Consider the following 15,746-nt stretch of genomic DNA (forward strand, 5'->3'; position numbering starts at 1 on the left):
CGGAGGAATGAAACGGCAAAAATTATGAATTTGCCTCCCACGTCAAGAGACCGCACGTTGATAAGAATTCAGGGTCGAAAAGTGGCTGGAATGCTCAACAGAGGAGCGTCCTGCTTACTTCATACCCACGGATAGCTTTCCGACTGCTCACGGAGGCAAAGCAATGCTGCGGGCGATACAGGGATTCTTTACCGCAACGGCCGCAGCGCTCGTCCTGGCGGCGTCCCCGGCCTCGGCCGAGCAGCGCCTGACGGTTGCCGGTTACGGCGGCAGCTACGAGCAGATCATGCGCACGAGCGTCATTCCGGCCTTCGAGCGCGAGAACAATGTTCGGATCGACTATCTGACCGGCAACTCTTCCGACAACCTCGCCCGCATGCAGGCGCAGCGCGGCAACCAAACCGTCGGCGTCGCGGTGCTCGACGACGGTCCTATGGTCCAGGCGGTGTCGCTCGGGCTGTGCGGGAAGCTCCCCGACGCGATCCGGGACGGGGTCTATCCCATCGCCGTCCTGGGCGATGACCATGCCGTAGGCACCGGCTTCGGCTTCACCGGGATCGCCTACAACACGAAGCTCTTCGGGGAGCGGGGCTTTCCGGCGCCGACCTCCTGGATGGATCTGGCCCGGCCGGAATACCGGCAGCGGATCGCGATCCCCGGCATCGACAACACCTACGGCGTCCACACCCTGGCGATGATGGCGCGGATCCACGGTGGCAGCGATAGCGACATCGCCCCGGGTCTGAAGGTCATGCGCCAGCAGATCAATCCGAACGTGCTCGCCTACGAGAGCAGTCCCGGCAAGATGAGCGAGATGTTCCAGTCGGGGGAGATCTGGCTGGCCGTCTGGGGCTCGTCTCGGGTCGCGGCCATGCAGCAGGCGGGATTTCCCCTCGCCATCGCCCGGCCCAAGGAGGGCGCGGTGGTACTGATGACGGCGGGCTGTGCCATTGCCGACAGCCCCGAGCCGGCGCTCGCCGACAGGTTCCTCGCCTACCTCGTCTCGCCAAAGGTCCAGGAGATCTTCGCCACGCAGTACGGGGCAGGCCCGACCAACCGGTCGACGAAGCTGCCTCCGGACGTCGCAAGCCGCGTCATCTACGGCGAGGATCAGGTCCGCACGCTGATCGGCCTCGACTGGAACGTGGTCAACCGTAACCGCGCCGACTGGACGCGGCAGTGGCAGCGGCAGGTCGAGCGCTGATGTCCGCGCCCGCCTTCCTCACGCTCGACGGCGTCGGCAAGGATTACGGCACCGTGACCGCCGTGCGCGCGGTCAGCCTCACGGTCGCGCCCGGCGAGTTCCTCGGCCTCCTCGGTCCCTCCGGCTGCGGCAAGACGACGACGCTGCAGATGATCGCCGGGTTCGAGACGCCGAGCCGCGGCCACGTCCTGATGGAGGGGCGTGATCTGGCCGGAATTCCGCCGGCCAAGCGCGGCATCGGTCTCGTGTTCCAGTCCTACGCCCTGTTCCCGCATATGACCGCCGCCGAGAACGTGGCCTTCGGGCTGGAGATGCGCGGCGTACCGAAGGCGGAACGGGCCAAGCGGGTCGCCGAGGCCCTGGCCCAGGTCCGCCTCGGCCATCTCGCCGATCGCTTCCCGCGCAACATGTCGGGTGGCCAGCAGCAGCGCGTCGCCCTGGCGCGGGCGCTGGTGTTCGAGCCGCGCTTGCTGCTCCTCGACGAGCCGCTCTCGAACCTCGACGCCAAGCTGCGCGAGGAGATGCAGGTGGAATTGCGCGCGCTGCAGCGCCGCATCGGCGTCACCACGGTCCTGGTCACGCACGATCAGGCCGAGGCGATGGCGCTGTGCGACCGGGTGGCGATCATGCAGGGCGGCCGGGTCGTCCAGATCGACGCGCCCTGGCAGGCCTACGATATCCCGGCCGACGCGTTCGTCGCCGACTTTCTCGGCCGCAGCAACCGCCTGCCTGCCCGGGCCGCATCCGGCGAGGCGGAGGCGGCGGGCCACCGCTTCTCTCTGCCGCCGGAACTCGCCGACCGGCACGGCGAGATCCTCCTGACGATCCGGCCGGAACGCCTGCGCATTCGCTGCGAGCGCACTGCCGAGAGTGCGCCCGGGCTGGACGGACGCGTGCAGGCACGGCTCTTCCTCGGCGGGTTCTGGCTATACACGGTGGAGACGGCGCTGGGCGCCTTCGCCGTCATGGCGCAGAACACCGGAGCGACGCCCCTCGACGAGGGGGCCGCAGTGACGCTGGATTGGGACGCCCACAGCCTGCGGCGGCTGGAGCCGGCATGACCCGCCTCGACCGCCTGACACCCGCGCTGCTGACAGCGCCGTCCGCCCTCGTCTATGCCGGGGCGCTGCTCGTCCCCCTCGCCGGCGTGCTGGCGCTGAGCCTGCACGGCTTCGACTTCCAGGACGGTATCCTGCCGGGCTGGAATCTCGCGAATTACCGGGACCTCCTGACCGATCCGCTCTTCGGCGAGGCGCTCGCCCGGACCTTCCGCATCGCCGCGCTGACCACCCTGATCTGCCTCCTCATCGGGGTGCCCGAAGCCTGGATCATCCACCGCATGGATCCGCGCTGGCGTGGACCGATGCTCCTCATCGTCGTCGGCCCGCTGTTGGTCTCGGTCGTGGTGCGCAACTTCGGCTGGATGGTCCTGCTCGGCACGAACGGGCTCGTGAACCAGGCTATGACCGCCCTCCACATGCCCGGCGCCCCCTTCCGGCTGATGTTCACGGAACTCGCCGTGGTGATCGGCCTCGTCCACGTGATGGTCCCGCTCGTGGTCCTGTCCGTCTGGGCGAGCCTCGGCCGGCTGGATCCGGTGCTGGAGCGGGCGGCCATCAGCCTCGGCGCCGGACGCTTCACGATCTTCACCCGGATCGTGCTGCCCAACGTCATGCCCGGCGTCCTGGCCGGGGCGCTGATGGTGTTCTGCCTCTCGGCCTCCGCCTTCGCGACCCCCGCCATGCTCGGAGGCAAGCGGCTGAAGGTCGTGTCCAGCATGACCTACAACGAGTTCCTCAACACCCTGAACTGGCCGTTGGGCGCCGCGCTGGCGACCGTGCTCATGGCGGCGATCCTGCTCGCCACGCTCCTCTGGACGCGGCTGGTCGAGAAGCGGGCGCTGCGCCGCCTGGGCGAGGTCGCGCGGGGAGGCCCGGCATGAGCCGCAACGGTCCCCTGGCGCTCGCCTTCCACGCCTTGTTCCTCGCCTTCATCCTTGCGCCGCTTCTCGTGGTGATCGCCGTCTCCTTCACCGGCCAGGGCTATCTCGCCCTGCCGTTCGAAGGCCTCTCCCTGCGCTGGTGGCGAGCGATCGGCGAGAACCCGCGCTTCCTGGAGAGCTTCTGGTACAGCGTCCGCCTCGGAGTGACGGCCGCGACCCTCTCGGCTCTGATCGCCGTCCCGGCCGCCCTGGCGATCGCGCGCTGGCGCTTTCCCGGCCGCGGCACGCTGGTGGCGATCCTCGCCTCGCCGCTGATGATCCCGCACGTCGTGCTCGGCGTGGCGCTGCTGCGCTTCTTCTCGGGATTCGGCCTCTCGGGCAGCTTCGCGGGCCTCGTGGCGGCCCATATCATCGTGATCACGCCCTACATGCTGCGCCTCGTCGGCGCTGGCCTGTCGGGCCTCGATCCGCGCATCGAGCGTGCCGCGGAGAGCCTCGGCGCCGACCGGTTCACGGTGTTCCGGCGTGTGACGCTGCCGCTGATCGCGCCGGGCCTGGCGGGCGGCTGGATCCTGGCCTTCGTCACCAGCTTCGACGAATTGACGGTGAGCCTGTTCCTCGCCTCGCCAGCGGCCAACCCGCTGCCGGTGCAGCTGTTCAACTACATCGACCAGATGACCGACCCGCTGGTCGCGTCGGTCTCGGCGGCACTGATCCTCGTCACCGCCCTGGTCCTCCTGGTGCTCGATCGCTTCTACCCGATCGACCGCCTGCTCACCGGGGAGCGCCGCGCATGAACGCGATCGGACACGCGACGCGGGACGCCATCGTGATCGGCGGCGGGCTGGTGGGGGCGGCCATCGCCTACGGGCTCCAACGGCAAGGCCTGTCGACCGTGATGCTCGACGAGGGCGATGTCGCCCACCGGGCGAGCCGCGGCAATTTCGGTCTGGTCTGGGTCCAGTCGAAGGGCCTCGGCGCGCCGCATTACCAGCACTGGACCCACGCCTCGGCCCGGGCGTGGCCAGAGCTGGCCGCTGATCTCCTCGAGGCAACGGGCATCGGCGTCGGGCTGCACCAGCCGGGCGGCCTGCATTTCTGCTTCTCCGACGACGAGATGGCCCAGCGCGACGCACTGATGGGCCAGTTGCGCCGGGAGGCCGGCAACGCCGGCTACGAATATCGCATGATCACGGCCGCCGAGCTGCACGACATGGTGCCGGGGCTCGGACCGCAGGTGGTGGGCGCGTCCTGGACGCCCTACGATGGCCACGCGAGCCCGCTGCACCTCCTGCGCGCGCTCCACGCAGCGTTCCAGGGGGCGGGCGGCCTCTACCGGCCGAACGCCCTCGTCACGGCCATCAAGGCGTTGCCGGGCGATTTCGCCGTCGATCTCGGGGCCGACACCGTCCGGGCGCCGCGGCTCGTCCTCGCCTCGGGCCTCGGCAACGCCGATCTTGCGCCCCTCGTCGGCCTGTCCGCCCCCCTGCGGCCCGAACGCGGGCAAATTCTGGTCACGGAGCGCGCGCGGCAGGTGCTCGCCTTGCCGACCCACGTCGTCCGCCAGACCGAGGAGGGCTCGCTGCTCCTCGGCGACAGCAAGGAGGATCTGGGCTTCGACACGCTGACCCAGACGCCGGCGATCATGCGCGCCATCGCGCGGCGGGCGGTCCAGACCTTCCCGTGGATCGCCGAGCTGAACATCGTCCGGGCCTGGGCGGCGCTGCGCGTCATGTCGCCCGATGGCAAGCCGATCTACGACGCGTCCGAGCGCTTCCCCGGCGCCTACATCGCCAATTGCCACTCGGGCGTCACGCTGGCGGGCGCGCATGCGAGCCTGCTCGCCCCGATGATCGCCGCTGGTGCCCTGGCGCCGGATCTGTCCCCCTTCAGCGCGAGACGCTTCCATGTTCAGAAGACGGCCTGAGGCCCGTCCGGCCACCCAGGACCGGCTGGTGGAGGTCTTCGTCGCGGGCCGGCCACTCCGCGTTCCCGAGGGCGCCTCGGCGGCCGCCGCCGTCCTGCTCTCCGGAGCGCCGGCGATCCGCACGACGCCGGTCGGCGGGGCTCCGCGCCTGCCCTATTGCATGATCGGAATCTGCTTCGACTGCCTCGCCGAGATCGACGGCGTCGCCAACCGCCAGTCCTGCCTCGTGCCGGTCGCTCCGGGCATGCGGATCGAGCCGCAGATCGGTGCGCGGGTGGCTCGGGCCGATGACACGGCGCCGGAGGCGGCATGATCTACGATCTCGCCATCGTGGGCGCCGGCCCGGCCGGCATGGCCGCCGGCATCGAGGCGGCCGCCCTCGGACTCTCGGTCACCGTGCTGGACGAGCAGCCCGCTCCGGGCGGCCAGGTGTTCCGCGCAGTGGAGGCAGCCTCGGGAGACGCGGCGCTCGCCGGCGAGTTCCGCGATGCCGGCGGTGCCCTGGCGGCCGCCTTCCGCGCGGTCCGGGGCATCGCCTACCGTCCGCAGACGACGCTCTGGCACCTCGATCCCGAGGCCGGCCTGCTCTCCGTGGTCTCGGGCGGTGCCACCGCGGAGATCCAGGCCCGGCGCATCCTGCTCGCCACCGGCGCCCAGGAGCGGCCGGTGCCGATCGCCGGCTGGACGCTCCCCGGCGTCATGAGCGCGGGCGCCGCCCAGATCCTGCTCAAGACGGCCGGCGCCGTGCCGGACGGATCCGTGGTGATCGCCGGACAGGGTCCGCTCTGCTGGCTGCTCGCCGTGCAGTTGCTGCGCGCCGGCGTCGAGCGGCTGACCCTCCTCGAGACCGGCTCCGGCGGCGCGTTCCGGGACGCGCTGCGGGCCGGCGGCCTCTGGACCGGCCGCAAGCTCCTGGCGAAGGGCCTGGCCCTGATGCGCGAGACGCGGGCGCGCGGCCTGCGCGTGGTGCGCAATGTCCGCGACCTGCGGGCAGAGGGCGACGGCCGGATCCGGACCGTGCGCTGGCGCCAGGGGAGCCGCGACCACGCGCTCGCCTGCGACACGCTCCTCCTTCACGAGGGGGTGATCCCCTCCACGCACATCACCCGGGCACTCGGGCTCGATCATGATTGGGATGCGCGGCAGCTCTGCTGGCGGCCGCGTCTCGACCGGTGGGGCGCCACGAGTCATGCGAATGTCGCCGTCGCCGGCGATGGCGGCGGCATCGGCGGCTGGGAGGCCGCGGCCGCGGGCGGTCGTCTGGCCGCGATCGACGCGGCTCACCGCCTCGGCCGGTTCGACGCTGCCGTCCGCGAGACCCGCGCCGCGGATGCGTCGAAGGCCCGACACGCAGCCCTGGCGCTGCGGCCCTTCCTCGATCGCCTCTACCGCCCGGGCCCGGGCGTGCTCGCCCCCACCGACGACACGATCGTGTGCCGCTGCGAGGAGATCACGGCCGGGCAGATCCGCGACGCCGCCCGCCTCGGCGCCGCCGGGCCGAACCAGGTCAAGGCGTATCTGCGGGCCGGCATGGGGCCCTGCCAGGGCCGCATGTGCGGAACCGTCGTCGCAGGACTGATCGCCGAGACCCGTGGCACCTCCATGGAGTCGGTCGGCGCCCTGCGGCCGCGCGCCCCCTTCAAACCGATGACGGTGGGCGAGTTGGCCAACCAGCGGCCCGATGCGATCCCGGAGCTGACCGCGTGACCGCCGCCGAGACATGCCGCGCAGTGATCGTCGGCGGCGGCCCGGCCGGACGCGCCGCCTTGGTCGAGCTTCCGGGGGCCGTCCTGATCGCCCGGCCCCAAGCCACGGCCTGGCATGCGGAGCCCGGCCATGTCTGGGTCGAGGGCGGTGGGCGAGTCTGGGCGGAGCCGTTCGACATCCTGCTCGTCTGCGCCGATGAGCCGTTGCTGCTCGCGGCGCTCGGCTGCGCCGTCTCGGACGGACGGGTGCTGACCGATGCCGAGGGGCGGACGAGCGTGCCCGGCGTCGCGCTGGCCGGGCGCGGCACTGGCGCGGCCACCCCGCAGGACGCGGAGCGGCAGGCCGTCGCCGCGGCGCGCGCCCTGCGCGCAGATCCGCGGGTCCTGCAGCTGGAAGAGGCGCGGTCGGCCTTGGATCCCGCCGCGACGCGGCTCGACCCGGTCGCCCTCGCGTCCCTCCTGGAACAGCCCGTGGGACCCGGGCGGAACGGGCCCGCGCTCGCGCAGCGCGCGATCCTGGGCGCGGTGGTGCCGGCCCGGCCGGTGAGTCTCGCGGCCCTGGCCGGCCTCGTCGCGGCGATGCCGGAGCCGATCCCGCCGCAGAGGGACGAGGGCGCACTCGCATGACGGATCCCGACATCCTCGTCGTCGGCGGCGGTCTGCACGGCCTGTCCGCCGCCCTGCACCTGGCCCGGACCGGTCGACGGGTGCGCGTGCTCGAGGCCCGACAGGTCGCGGCCCAGGCCTCGGGTTATTCAGCGGGCGGCGTGCGCACGCTGGGCCGACACATCGCCGAAGTGCCGCTCGCCCTGGAGGCCATCGCGCGCTGGCACCGGATCGCGGACCTCGTCGGCGATGGCTGCGGCTTCCACGCCGCCGGGCAGGTCAGGGTGGCCGAGACCCAGGCGGAACTCGCACGCCTGTCCGAGCGGGTCGCGCGCCTGCGCGCCGAGGGCTGGGCGCACGAGGAACTGGCCGATGCCGCGACGGTGCGCCGGCTGCTCCCCGCGGTCGCGCCCCATGTCGTGGGCGGCATCGTCACGCGCCGCGACGGCTTCGCGGCGCCCCTGCGCACCACGCTGGCCTTCGCCCGCGCGGCGCGGGCCGCAGGGGCCGAGATTGCCGAGGACGCGCGCGTCACGACGGTGGAACGCCGCGCCGGGCTCTGGCAGCTGCGGACCCGCGAGGGGGACCTGCACGCCGCTCCGCTCCTTCTGAACGCCGCAGGCGCCTGGGGCGGGCGCATCGCCCGCGCGGCCGGCGAGCCGATTCCGCTCGGCTTCAACGCCTTCCAGATGCTGCTCACGGACGCTCTGCCGCCATTCCTGGCACCGGTCGTCGGGGCGGCCGGCCGGCCACTGTCGTTCAAGCAATCCGAGACCGGGCACGTGATGATCGGAGGCGGCCACAAAGGGCACGCGAATCTCGACACGGGAGACGTCCGGCTCGATGTCCCGCGCCTCGCCTACTCGGCGCGCACGGCCCTCGACCTCTTCCCGATCCTGCGCGACGCGCGGATCGTGCATGCCTGGGCCGGGATCGAGGGTGTCACGCCCGACGAGTTGCCGGTCATCGGCCGGTCCGCCGTGGCGGACGGGCTGGTTCACGCCTTCGGATTCTCCGGCCACGGCTTCGCCCTGGCGCCGCTCGTCGGCGAGATCGCCGCCGACCTGCTGCTCGATGGCGTGTCGCGCCACCCCATCGCGGCGTTCGGCCCGGCCCGCTTCGGGCAGCCAGGCGCCGTCTCCGAGACCCGGTCGGCCCTGCTGCAGCCCGCCGGTTAGCATCCTCAGGAACCGAAGGACACGTTTCGATGATCCAACGTCATATCCGTACGCCCATCATGCACCGCGTGGTCGAGCATGGCGGCGTTCTCTACTTCGGCGGCATCGTGGCCGAAGATCGATCCGCATCGATGCGGGGGCAGACGGAGCAGATCCTTGCGCGGATCGACGCGCTGCTCGCCGAGACGGGCAGCGACAAGACCAAGATCCTCACGGCCACGCTCTACATCACCGACATGGCGCTCAAGGACGAGATGAACGCCGCCTGGACCGCGTGGTTCGCCCCCGAAACCTTGCCGAGCCGGTCCACCATCGGCGTCGCCGAACTCGGTCCCCAGATCCTGATTGAGGCGGTGATCACCGCGGCGCGATGAGCATCGCCAGAGGCAAGGGGATTGCGGCCGTCGCGCTCGGCAGGTGCGGGATCGGGACCCGCGCCTTCGGGTGCGATGGCCGACGGATACCGGCGGTACCCTGCTCCGAAACCTGCCCGCCCAGGAAGGCCGCTGTTCGGCTTCTCTGACACGTGACAGCCGGTCATCGAGACCAGCACGACCCTCGTGACCTTCCTGATGGCGTTCCCGATCCAGAGCACCCCGGAACCGAGACGGGGCGGCCATCCAGGCCGAGCGCGACCAGAAGGGTCCTGACCTTCATTGGCTCACGCCCGGTACCCGACGTCCGGATGGTGCACGCGGATTGAGCCAGGAAGCCTGGGGCGCCGATCCGGGTGCCGACGACAGTGCCATTGGCGACCGCCATCCCGCCTTCGGCGATCGACCGCCTTGGGATGGGTTGCGATCGCGCGACGCGGAGATGCCACGCCCTCAGGCGGCCCTGGCCTCGTCCGCGCGTTCGGTTGCCGTCCCTAGGCACGCATCGACGGCATCGCGCAGCGAGGAAACATAGACGTCCGCCCCGACCTCGCGACCGAGCACGGCGTCGGTGAGCACCTTCTCGCCCACCGGCCAGAGGCCCACCAGCACCGGAACGCCCGGAGCGCGACGCTTCAGGCGCTCCAGAAGGTAGCGCAGGTGCGCCGGGTTGCCGGTGATGTCGAGATAGGAAATGCAGATCATCGCCACGCCGGTCAGGTCGAGGTCGCGAATGCGCTCGCGCGAGACCGCTTGGTAGGGGGTGACCCGCGCGCCGAGCCCATGTTTGCGCAGCAACTGGGCCAGCATCGCCGAAGAGGCCTCGTCGAGGGGCCCCCGCCCCGCCACACACAGCACCGGCGCTTCGCCCCGCCAGGACTCCGGAAGGGCCTCCCGCGGCGGGGCTTGGCCCGGCACAGCCTCGGTCTTGGTATGGGTCCGCTCGGCCAGGGTCGGCGTCTCGCTCGGGTTGACCGCCTTGTCGTCGCGCGCCGGCTCGGCGTCGGGGTGGTCCTCGAAATCCTCCACGAGCGAGCGGGCCGAGGCGCGGATGTTCTCCAGCTGCGCCGGCGTGACCACGCCGCGCGCGAAGTCGTTGGCGGCGAGCTGGAGACCCTTGAGCGCCACCTCGTCGTAATACGAGGACAGCGAGCGCTCCTTCAGCATCGCCTCCGCGACGTCACGCACCTCGTCCGGGTCGCCGGCGAGCATACGCTGGTAGAAGTTCTCGACCGGCGTCAGCGGCGGCCGATCGCCCAGCAGCACGTCGAAGAACTCCAGGCTGTCCACGTGCCGCCCCAGCACCACGAGGCAGACGGTGAACGGGGTGGCCAGGATCAGGCCGATGGGCCCCCACAAGAAGCCCCAGAACAACGTCGAGACGATCACCGCGAAGGGCGAGAGGCCCGTGGAGTGGCCGTAGAGCAGCGGCTCGATCACCTGCCCGAACACCGGCTCGGCGATCAGGAAGAGCGCCGCGGTCTCGATCACCATCGTCCAGCCCGGATCGACGGCGGCGGCCAGGGCGACCGGAAGGATGCCGGACGCGATGGCACCGATATACGGGACGAAGCGCATGATGGCCGAGAAGACGCCCCACAGGAGCGGATTGGGCACGCCGATGAACCACAGACCGGCACCGACGATGACGCCGAAGGTGGCGTTCATGCCGAGCTGGGCGAGGAAGTAGGTGCCGAGCCGACCCGCCGCGTCGTCCATGGCCACCGTCGTGCGGTGCAGGTCGCTCGATCCGAACAGGCGGATCATGCGGTTGCGCAGATCCTCGCGCTGCATCAGCAGGAACACGACCACGACCAGGACGATGCCGACATCGGTCAGCGGTGAAACAATCGGCCCGAGCACCTTCTCCGCCAGCGCCAGGGGGGAGAGCTCGGGCTCCTGCACGCGCACGAGCTGCGCCTTGGGCGTGTCCCCGGCCGGTGCGGTTTCGGCGGTCGTGCCGGCGGCTTCGGCCTTCTGGCCGACGTCGTGGACTTGGTGATTGAACTTTTGGAGGACGCGGTTGGCCTCGCCGAGCCAGCCCTGCTGCAGGCCCGCAACCTTTCTCTGCACGGTCGCCTGGTACTGCGGCAGGTTGCCGGCGAGGCCCGCGACCTGCGTGCCGATGACTGCCCCGATGCCGCCGATGACGCCGAGCGCGAGCAGGACCGCGGCAATGACGGACGGCACGCGTCCGAGGCGTAATCGGCGCAGCAGATTGACGACGGGGCCCAGGACAAAGCTGAGCAGGACGGCCAGCACGAGCGGGATGAACACTTCGCGCCCGAAATACAGGGCCGCGACGAGCACGACGCCGACAGCGAGGGTCAGGAGCCCGCGCAGGCCTGGCACGAGCGGCGGCGGAACCTGAGCCGGCTGACGCGGGGCGGCTTCGTCGACAGGCATGCGGCGTATACTCCTCGTCGCTGCGCCGACATTGCGCGGCACACAGTCGGGGTAACGCTGTCGCGCGTGTTTTAGCCTCAGACTTTCGACCTGTTGGATGGGGCGCTCATGCGCCCCCGTGCACGAAGCGGCCGCCGGAACCTGGCCGAAAGGGGCACATCCGATTCGGAGTCGATCCGTCTCAGAAGCGGACAGGCGCCCGCACGCCTCACGATGAGGAGGGCCGCTTGTCGACGAGACGTTTTTCGAGCCGCTCCAAGTTGATCACCATCCGCTCGTGCGTCCCGGCGCCAATCTGCTCTGCCTCATCCCAGGCCGCAACTCGGAATTGGATCTGACGTCCCGTCACACCCACCACCTCGGCCTCCGCTCTCACCCGGTGCCCGACTGGGGTCGCCGCCATATGGCTCACGTCGACCTTCGTTCCGACGGCGCTCTCGCCGGGGTCAAGGAACTGGCGGATGGCGTTGAGGGCTGCGTTCTCCATGATCAGGATCATCATCGGTGTGGCAAAGACGGGCGGCAGGGTGGTGTCCTTGAACTGGTTCGCCAGATGCGGGGGACGGACCAGCATGGCGAAGCTGCCCTTTGCGCCCAATGGGATGTCTTGCATCTGCTCTCTCCAGATCCGGACCACTCTACCGGTTTGAACCGCCAAGCGCGTTGGGGCAGCGCGGAGCTGTCGCCGCTGCCGTCCTGACCGGCCGTCGCGCGCGTGCCTGACCTGATCAAGCAAGAAGTCCGACCGTGAAGGTGCTGCGGCAAGGACGTGTTCGCCCAAATCTCTGCGGTTGAGCGTGCGCGACTGTGCGCCCTCGGCGAGGGATAGAAGACCTCTTACGACGCAGAGACCAGTCGACGCAGCGGCGCGACGAGATCGCCACTGACCCTGGGGCGCCCCAAACTTCAGGCCCCGACCTTGCTCGGTGCCCCTTTTCCGCAACGCCCCGGCTTCACGCCATCCGCTCGGCCCATTGCGCTCGGGACGCCCCCGGCTCGAACGCATCGCCAAAATACTGGGACTCCCGGATCACCTTCCCCTCCAGAAATTCCATGATGCTCACGGTGTAAGACGGCTGCCCGTCATACGTCAGAACATATTCGGTAACTCAGAGGCACCCTGAACCGATGATCCGCCGCACGGCAAAGCGCTTCCGGTTCGGTTGTGCAACGCGGGACGACTGGATGTTTCGCCGCCCGCGGATGCGCTCGCCTGATTGCGGGTACTCAAGGACCGCGTCGTCCCGATAGATCGCATGTTCCTGATCGAAGTCGCCCGCGTCGGATGCAGCCCAGTGACGATCCAGAGCCTCTCGAATCTGTTGATCGTTCATAGCGAGCCTCCCTGAGCAGGACCGGCGACCTTGGGCCACCATACCACGCGCGTGCCTCGCAACAGGCTACCGCGAGCAAGCCGCCAGGGCGATCGAAGCGGGCCTCCCGCTGATCGCGAAGCCCGACCAACCTGCCGCGCTTCCGCTTGCCGTTGAGGGGATTGGTTCGACAGTCGCCGCTCCTGCGCTGACCGCCGACGTTGTCCGACCGCTGCGCGTAGCGAAGGGATCACAGACGGAGCGTAAGGCACCGCTCCATCTTCGATCGGCGCTCCTTGAAAGCCTCGACCGTGTTCAAACGACCAAATGATCCATCAAGGCCATCCTGATCACCGCGGCCGACCCCGACGAACCTGGTCCCCTCGCCAAGTATGCCGACCCCGCCTTCACCCGCCTGAACTCTACAGAATCTCGTTCGGCGCCGGTGGTTCAGGAGGCGAGAGTGAGTTCGCCTTCGCGAGCAGCGCGCTCGCCCGCCGCCGACTTGATCCGGTAGCAAGGCTCACCGGATCGGTCGTCAGGCATGAGCCGAACCACCTCAAAGAGGCCGTCGACGACGGTGCTCTTATTACCGGCATAGCTGATACCCAGCTGCCGAACGTTCTGACCAACCTTGAACTTATGAGACATCTCTCGTCCTCTGGGTTGTTGGCGCCTTGCGATCCTGGGCGCGCCTACCGGCGAGCCTTGGCCTTGCGGGCAGCAAAGCGTGCGTCGCGCGCAGCCTTCTGCTCGGCAGCGAGGGCGACCTGCCGTTCCGCTCTCTCGGCAGCTTGGCGGACGAGTTCGGCCGCGGCACGCTCCCTTGCAGCCAGGGCTTCAGCTTCGCGCTCAGCCTCAGCCGCCGAACGGGCTATTTCCCGCTCGCTGATCCGCACCTCGCGCGCCTGTACGATGGCTTGCCGGGCCCCCTGCCGCGCGAGGACGGCCGGATCGTCGGCTGCGGGGCGTGCCCGGAACCGGGCAAGTGTGGCGTGCCGCGCCTTGGCGGTCGCCTCAAGACGATCAACGAGCTGGTTGGTTTTGAATTGACCCACGTACATTCCTTATGCGCACCGCGGCGTAGTCGGGGTGGCGAGAAACAGATGAAGCCGCTCCCGGGGGAACGGCTCCGAAACTCGTCAGAGTCAGATGAGCGAGGCTCAAGCGGCCTGAAGGTTGCCCGCGGACTGCTTACCGCTGCGACGGTCGGTCTCCATCTCGTAGGAGACCTTCTGCCCTTCGACCAGGTTTCGCATACCGGCGCGCTCGACGGCGGAGATGTGCACGAACACGTCCTTGCCGCCGTCATCCGGCTGGATGAAGCCGAAACCCTTGGTGTCGTTGAACCACTTAACGGTGCCGATGCTCATAGGTATTCCGTATCCATATAGGCAAACGAATAAGCTGAGCGCATGCACCGCACGCGCTCGGTCGATGGTCGTCGAAAATGGGAGAGATGCAGAACGCGCGCCCTGTTGAGGCGGTGCGGCCGAATATCTGGCCAAAAGTCGATTTAATACGTGTACGCCATTCGTCAGATAATCACAACCGCACATCCGACTGAGGCAGATATGCCTGGAGAACCGATAGTCTCGGCGCTCGCGCCGTGAGGTGCCTGCGCAGGATCGCTGGCTCTGGCGCACATCACACGCCGCAGCAGGGCGCCGGGCGACCTGCTTGGTGACTTTCGGCTTGAAGGAACGCGCCGACCGCACGCGAACGGAGACGACAGGGTAGCCGGCACGCTCGCGGGCGGGAATGTGAGCGCGCTTAACCTCCGCGATCGGGAAAGAAAGGATCTCCCGCCGTTGAGAACAGGATCCTGTGCGCGATTATGCCCCGGGCCGCTCCTTCGACCGGCGACCCCGTTTTGGCTTCTCCGTAACGGCCTCCGAAGCCGCGGCAGCCTCCGGCGCCACCTTCTTACGCTGCTGCCCAAGTCCAAAGGACAGGGCTAGCCTGGAGCGCTGCTCGGAGTAGCTGGCAGCCGTGGTCGGATAGTCTCGCGGCAGACCGTAACGTTCCCGGTACTCCTCGAACGTCAGGCCGTTTCCGGTGAGATGCCGCTTCAGCGTCTTGTACGGCCTGCCGTCGATGAAGCTGATCAGCGCGTCCGGCGTGATCGACTTCCGAATCTGGGCGGGGCTGGGCTTCTCGACGGCCGGAGCGGCGGCTGCGCCCCCCCGGCCCAGGCCAGCGAGCACAGCGTGAACGCTGGTGAGCAGGTCCGGCAGATCGGAAGGCCGAACAGGATTGTTCGACACGTAGGCTGAGACAAGGTCAGCCGTCAGCTCGGAGTAGTTGGCTGCCCCACGCTCGTTCGGTTCTAAATCTTTGTCCACGGTGCACCTGCTCGAGGGAAGCAGGGCATCTGCGTCGACGCGCCGTGGAAATCAATACGGCGAGAGCGTTTAATTACCTCAATCGCAGGTTCTTCAACTTGCCATCGCCCGCATTTCAGGAGCATCCTCGCGCAGGACGTAGCCGCGACCCCAGACGGTCTCGATGTAGTTCTTGCCCTGGCTGGCGTTGGCGAGCTTCTTGCGCAGCTTGCAGATGAACACGTCGATGATCTTCAGCTCCGGCTCGTCCATGCCGCCGTAGAGATGGTTGAGGAACATCTCCTTGGTGAGGGTGGTGCCCTTCCGCAGCGAGAGGAGTTCCAGCATCTGGTACTCCTTACCGGTGAGGTGGACCCGGGCGCCGCCGACCTCGACGGTCTTCTGGTCGAGGTTCACGATCAGGTCGCCGGTGGTGATCACCGACTGAGCGTGGCCCTTCGAGCGGCGCACGATGGCGTGGATGCGCGCCACCAGCTCGTCCTTGTGGAACGGCTTGGTCAGGTAGTCGTCGGCCCCGAAGCCGAGGCCCTTCACCTTGTCCTCGATGCCGGCCATGCCGGACAGGATCAGGATCGGCGTCTTCACCTTGGCCACGCGGAGCGAGCGGAGCACCTCGTAGCCCGACATGTCGGGCAGGTTCAGATCGAGGAGGATGATGTCGTAGTCGTAGAGCTTGCCGAGATCGACACCCTCTTCCCCGAGATCGGTGGTGTAGGTGTTGAAGTTCTCGGACTTGAGCATCAGC

At 69.1% G+C, this 15,746-nt stretch carries 17 protein-coding genes and 1 pseudogene; 10 read left to right on the forward strand and 8 right to left on the reverse strand.

The window, feature by feature from the left end:
- Positions 1–163 precede the first annotated feature (163 nt).
- The 10 genes from BLT59_RS01780 to BLT59_RS01825 are packed head-to-tail and all read left to right on the forward strand — an operon-like array spanning position 164 to position 8,937.
- On the forward strand, positions 164–1,204 hold the full coding sequence (locus BLT59_RS01780; protein WP_091775625.1) for an ABC transporter substrate-binding protein: 1,041 nt from the start codon (positions 164–166) through the stop codon (positions 1,202–1,204).
- The gene (locus BLT59_RS01785; protein WP_091775628.1) at positions 1,204–2,265 is read left to right on the forward strand and encodes an ABC transporter ATP-binding protein; all 1,062 of its coding nucleotides are present in this window, start codon (positions 1,204–1,206) and stop codon (positions 2,263–2,265) included. Before BLT59_RS01780 ends, BLT59_RS01785 begins: the two co-directional genes overlap by 1 nt.
- Positions 2,262–3,146, forward strand: a complete 885-nt coding sequence (locus BLT59_RS01790; RefSeq protein WP_091775631.1) for an ABC transporter permease — start codon at positions 2,262–2,264, stop codon at positions 3,144–3,146. Before BLT59_RS01785 ends, BLT59_RS01790 begins: the two co-directional genes overlap by 4 nt.
- Positions 3,143–3,943 carry an ABC transporter permease gene (locus tag BLT59_RS01795; RefSeq protein WP_091775634.1) on the forward strand — a complete coding sequence of 267 codons (801 nt, stop codon included), beginning with the start codon at positions 3,143–3,145 and terminating at the stop codon, positions 3,941–3,943. Before BLT59_RS01790 ends, BLT59_RS01795 begins: the two co-directional genes overlap by 4 nt.
- Complete coding sequence (locus BLT59_RS01800; RefSeq protein ID WP_091775637.1) at positions 3,940–5,073, forward strand: NAD(P)/FAD-dependent oxidoreductase; 1,134 nt, start codon at positions 3,940–3,942, stop codon at positions 5,071–5,073. The genes BLT59_RS01795 and BLT59_RS01800 overlap by 4 nt, the downstream gene beginning before the upstream one ends.
- The gene (locus BLT59_RS01805; RefSeq protein ID WP_091775640.1) at positions 5,054–5,386 is read left to right on the forward strand and encodes a (2Fe-2S)-binding protein; all 333 of its coding nucleotides are present in this window, start codon (positions 5,054–5,056) and stop codon (positions 5,384–5,386) included. The genes BLT59_RS01800 and BLT59_RS01805 overlap by 20 nt, the downstream gene beginning before the upstream one ends.
- Positions 5,383–6,780, forward strand: coding sequence for an FAD/NAD(P)-dependent oxidoreductase (locus BLT59_RS01810; RefSeq protein WP_091775643.1), 1,398 nt, complete (start codon positions 5,383–5,385; stop codon positions 6,778–6,780). Before BLT59_RS01805 ends, BLT59_RS01810 begins: the two co-directional genes overlap by 4 nt.
- Entirely contained in the window at positions 6,777–7,406 is a 630-nt protein-coding gene (locus BLT59_RS01815; RefSeq protein WP_091775646.1) for a hypothetical protein, read from the forward strand. The genes BLT59_RS01810 and BLT59_RS01815 overlap by 4 nt, the downstream gene beginning before the upstream one ends.
- The gene (locus BLT59_RS01820; RefSeq protein WP_091775649.1) at positions 7,403–8,563 is read left to right on the forward strand and encodes an NAD(P)/FAD-dependent oxidoreductase; all 1,161 of its coding nucleotides are present in this window, start codon (positions 7,403–7,405) and stop codon (positions 8,561–8,563) included. Before BLT59_RS01815 ends, BLT59_RS01820 begins: the two co-directional genes overlap by 4 nt.
- Before the next feature lie 29 nt (positions 8,564–8,592).
- The gene (locus BLT59_RS01825; protein ID WP_091775652.1) at positions 8,593–8,937 is read left to right on the forward strand and encodes a RidA family protein; all 345 of its coding nucleotides are present in this window, start codon (positions 8,593–8,595) and stop codon (positions 8,935–8,937) included.
- A gap of 453 nt (positions 8,938–9,390) precedes the next feature.
- Here the strand turns inward: BLT59_RS01825 and BLT59_RS01830 are convergent, their stop codons facing one another.
- From BLT59_RS01830 to BLT59_RS01865, 8 genes and pseudogenes are all read right to left on the reverse strand, one after another.
- On the reverse strand, positions 9,391–11,343 hold the full coding sequence (locus tag BLT59_RS01830) for an AI-2E family transporter (protein ID WP_091775655.1): 1,953 nt from the start codon (positions 11,341–11,343) through the stop codon (positions 9,391–9,393).
- A gap of 208 nt (positions 11,344–11,551) precedes the next feature.
- Positions 11,552–11,956 carry a thioesterase family protein gene (locus tag BLT59_RS01835; RefSeq protein ID WP_091775657.1) on the reverse strand — a complete coding sequence of 135 codons (405 nt, stop codon included), beginning with the start codon at positions 11,954–11,956 and terminating at the stop codon, positions 11,552–11,554.
- A 340-nt stretch (positions 11,957–12,296) separates the two neighbouring features.
- Positions 12,297–12,677, reverse strand: a pseudogene (locus tag BLT59_RS01840) (nuclear transport factor 2 family protein).
- Between the two features lie 429 nt (positions 12,678–13,106).
- Positions 13,107–13,307 (reverse strand): hypothetical protein, encoded by a 201-nt coding sequence (locus BLT59_RS01845; RefSeq protein ID WP_091775660.1) that lies wholly within the window; start codon positions 13,305–13,307, stop codon positions 13,107–13,109.
- A gap of 44 nt (positions 13,308–13,351) precedes the next feature.
- Positions 13,352–13,720, reverse strand: coding sequence for a DUF6481 family protein (locus BLT59_RS01850; RefSeq protein ID WP_091775663.1), 369 nt, complete (start codon positions 13,718–13,720; stop codon positions 13,352–13,354).
- A gap of 99 nt (positions 13,721–13,819) precedes the next feature.
- Complete coding sequence (locus BLT59_RS01855) at positions 13,820–14,029, reverse strand: cold-shock protein (RefSeq protein WP_091775666.1); 210 nt, start codon at positions 14,027–14,029, stop codon at positions 13,820–13,822.
- A gap of 462 nt (positions 14,030–14,491) precedes the next feature.
- Positions 14,492–15,001, reverse strand: coding sequence for a Ros/MucR family transcriptional regulator (locus tag BLT59_RS01860; protein ID WP_091775669.1), 510 nt, complete (start codon positions 14,999–15,001; stop codon positions 14,492–14,494).
- Between the two features lie 93 nt (positions 15,002–15,094).
- The gene (locus tag BLT59_RS01865; protein WP_244513783.1) at positions 15,095–15,745 is read right to left on the reverse strand and encodes a response regulator transcription factor CtrA; all 651 of its coding nucleotides are present in this window, start codon (positions 15,743–15,745) and stop codon (positions 15,095–15,097) included.
- Position 15,746 lies beyond the last annotated feature (1 nt).

The sequence above is a fragment of the Methylobacterium sp. UNC378MF genome, from assembly GCF_900103195.1.
Classification (GTDB): domain Bacteria; phylum Pseudomonadota; class Alphaproteobacteria; order Rhizobiales; family Beijerinckiaceae; genus Methylobacterium.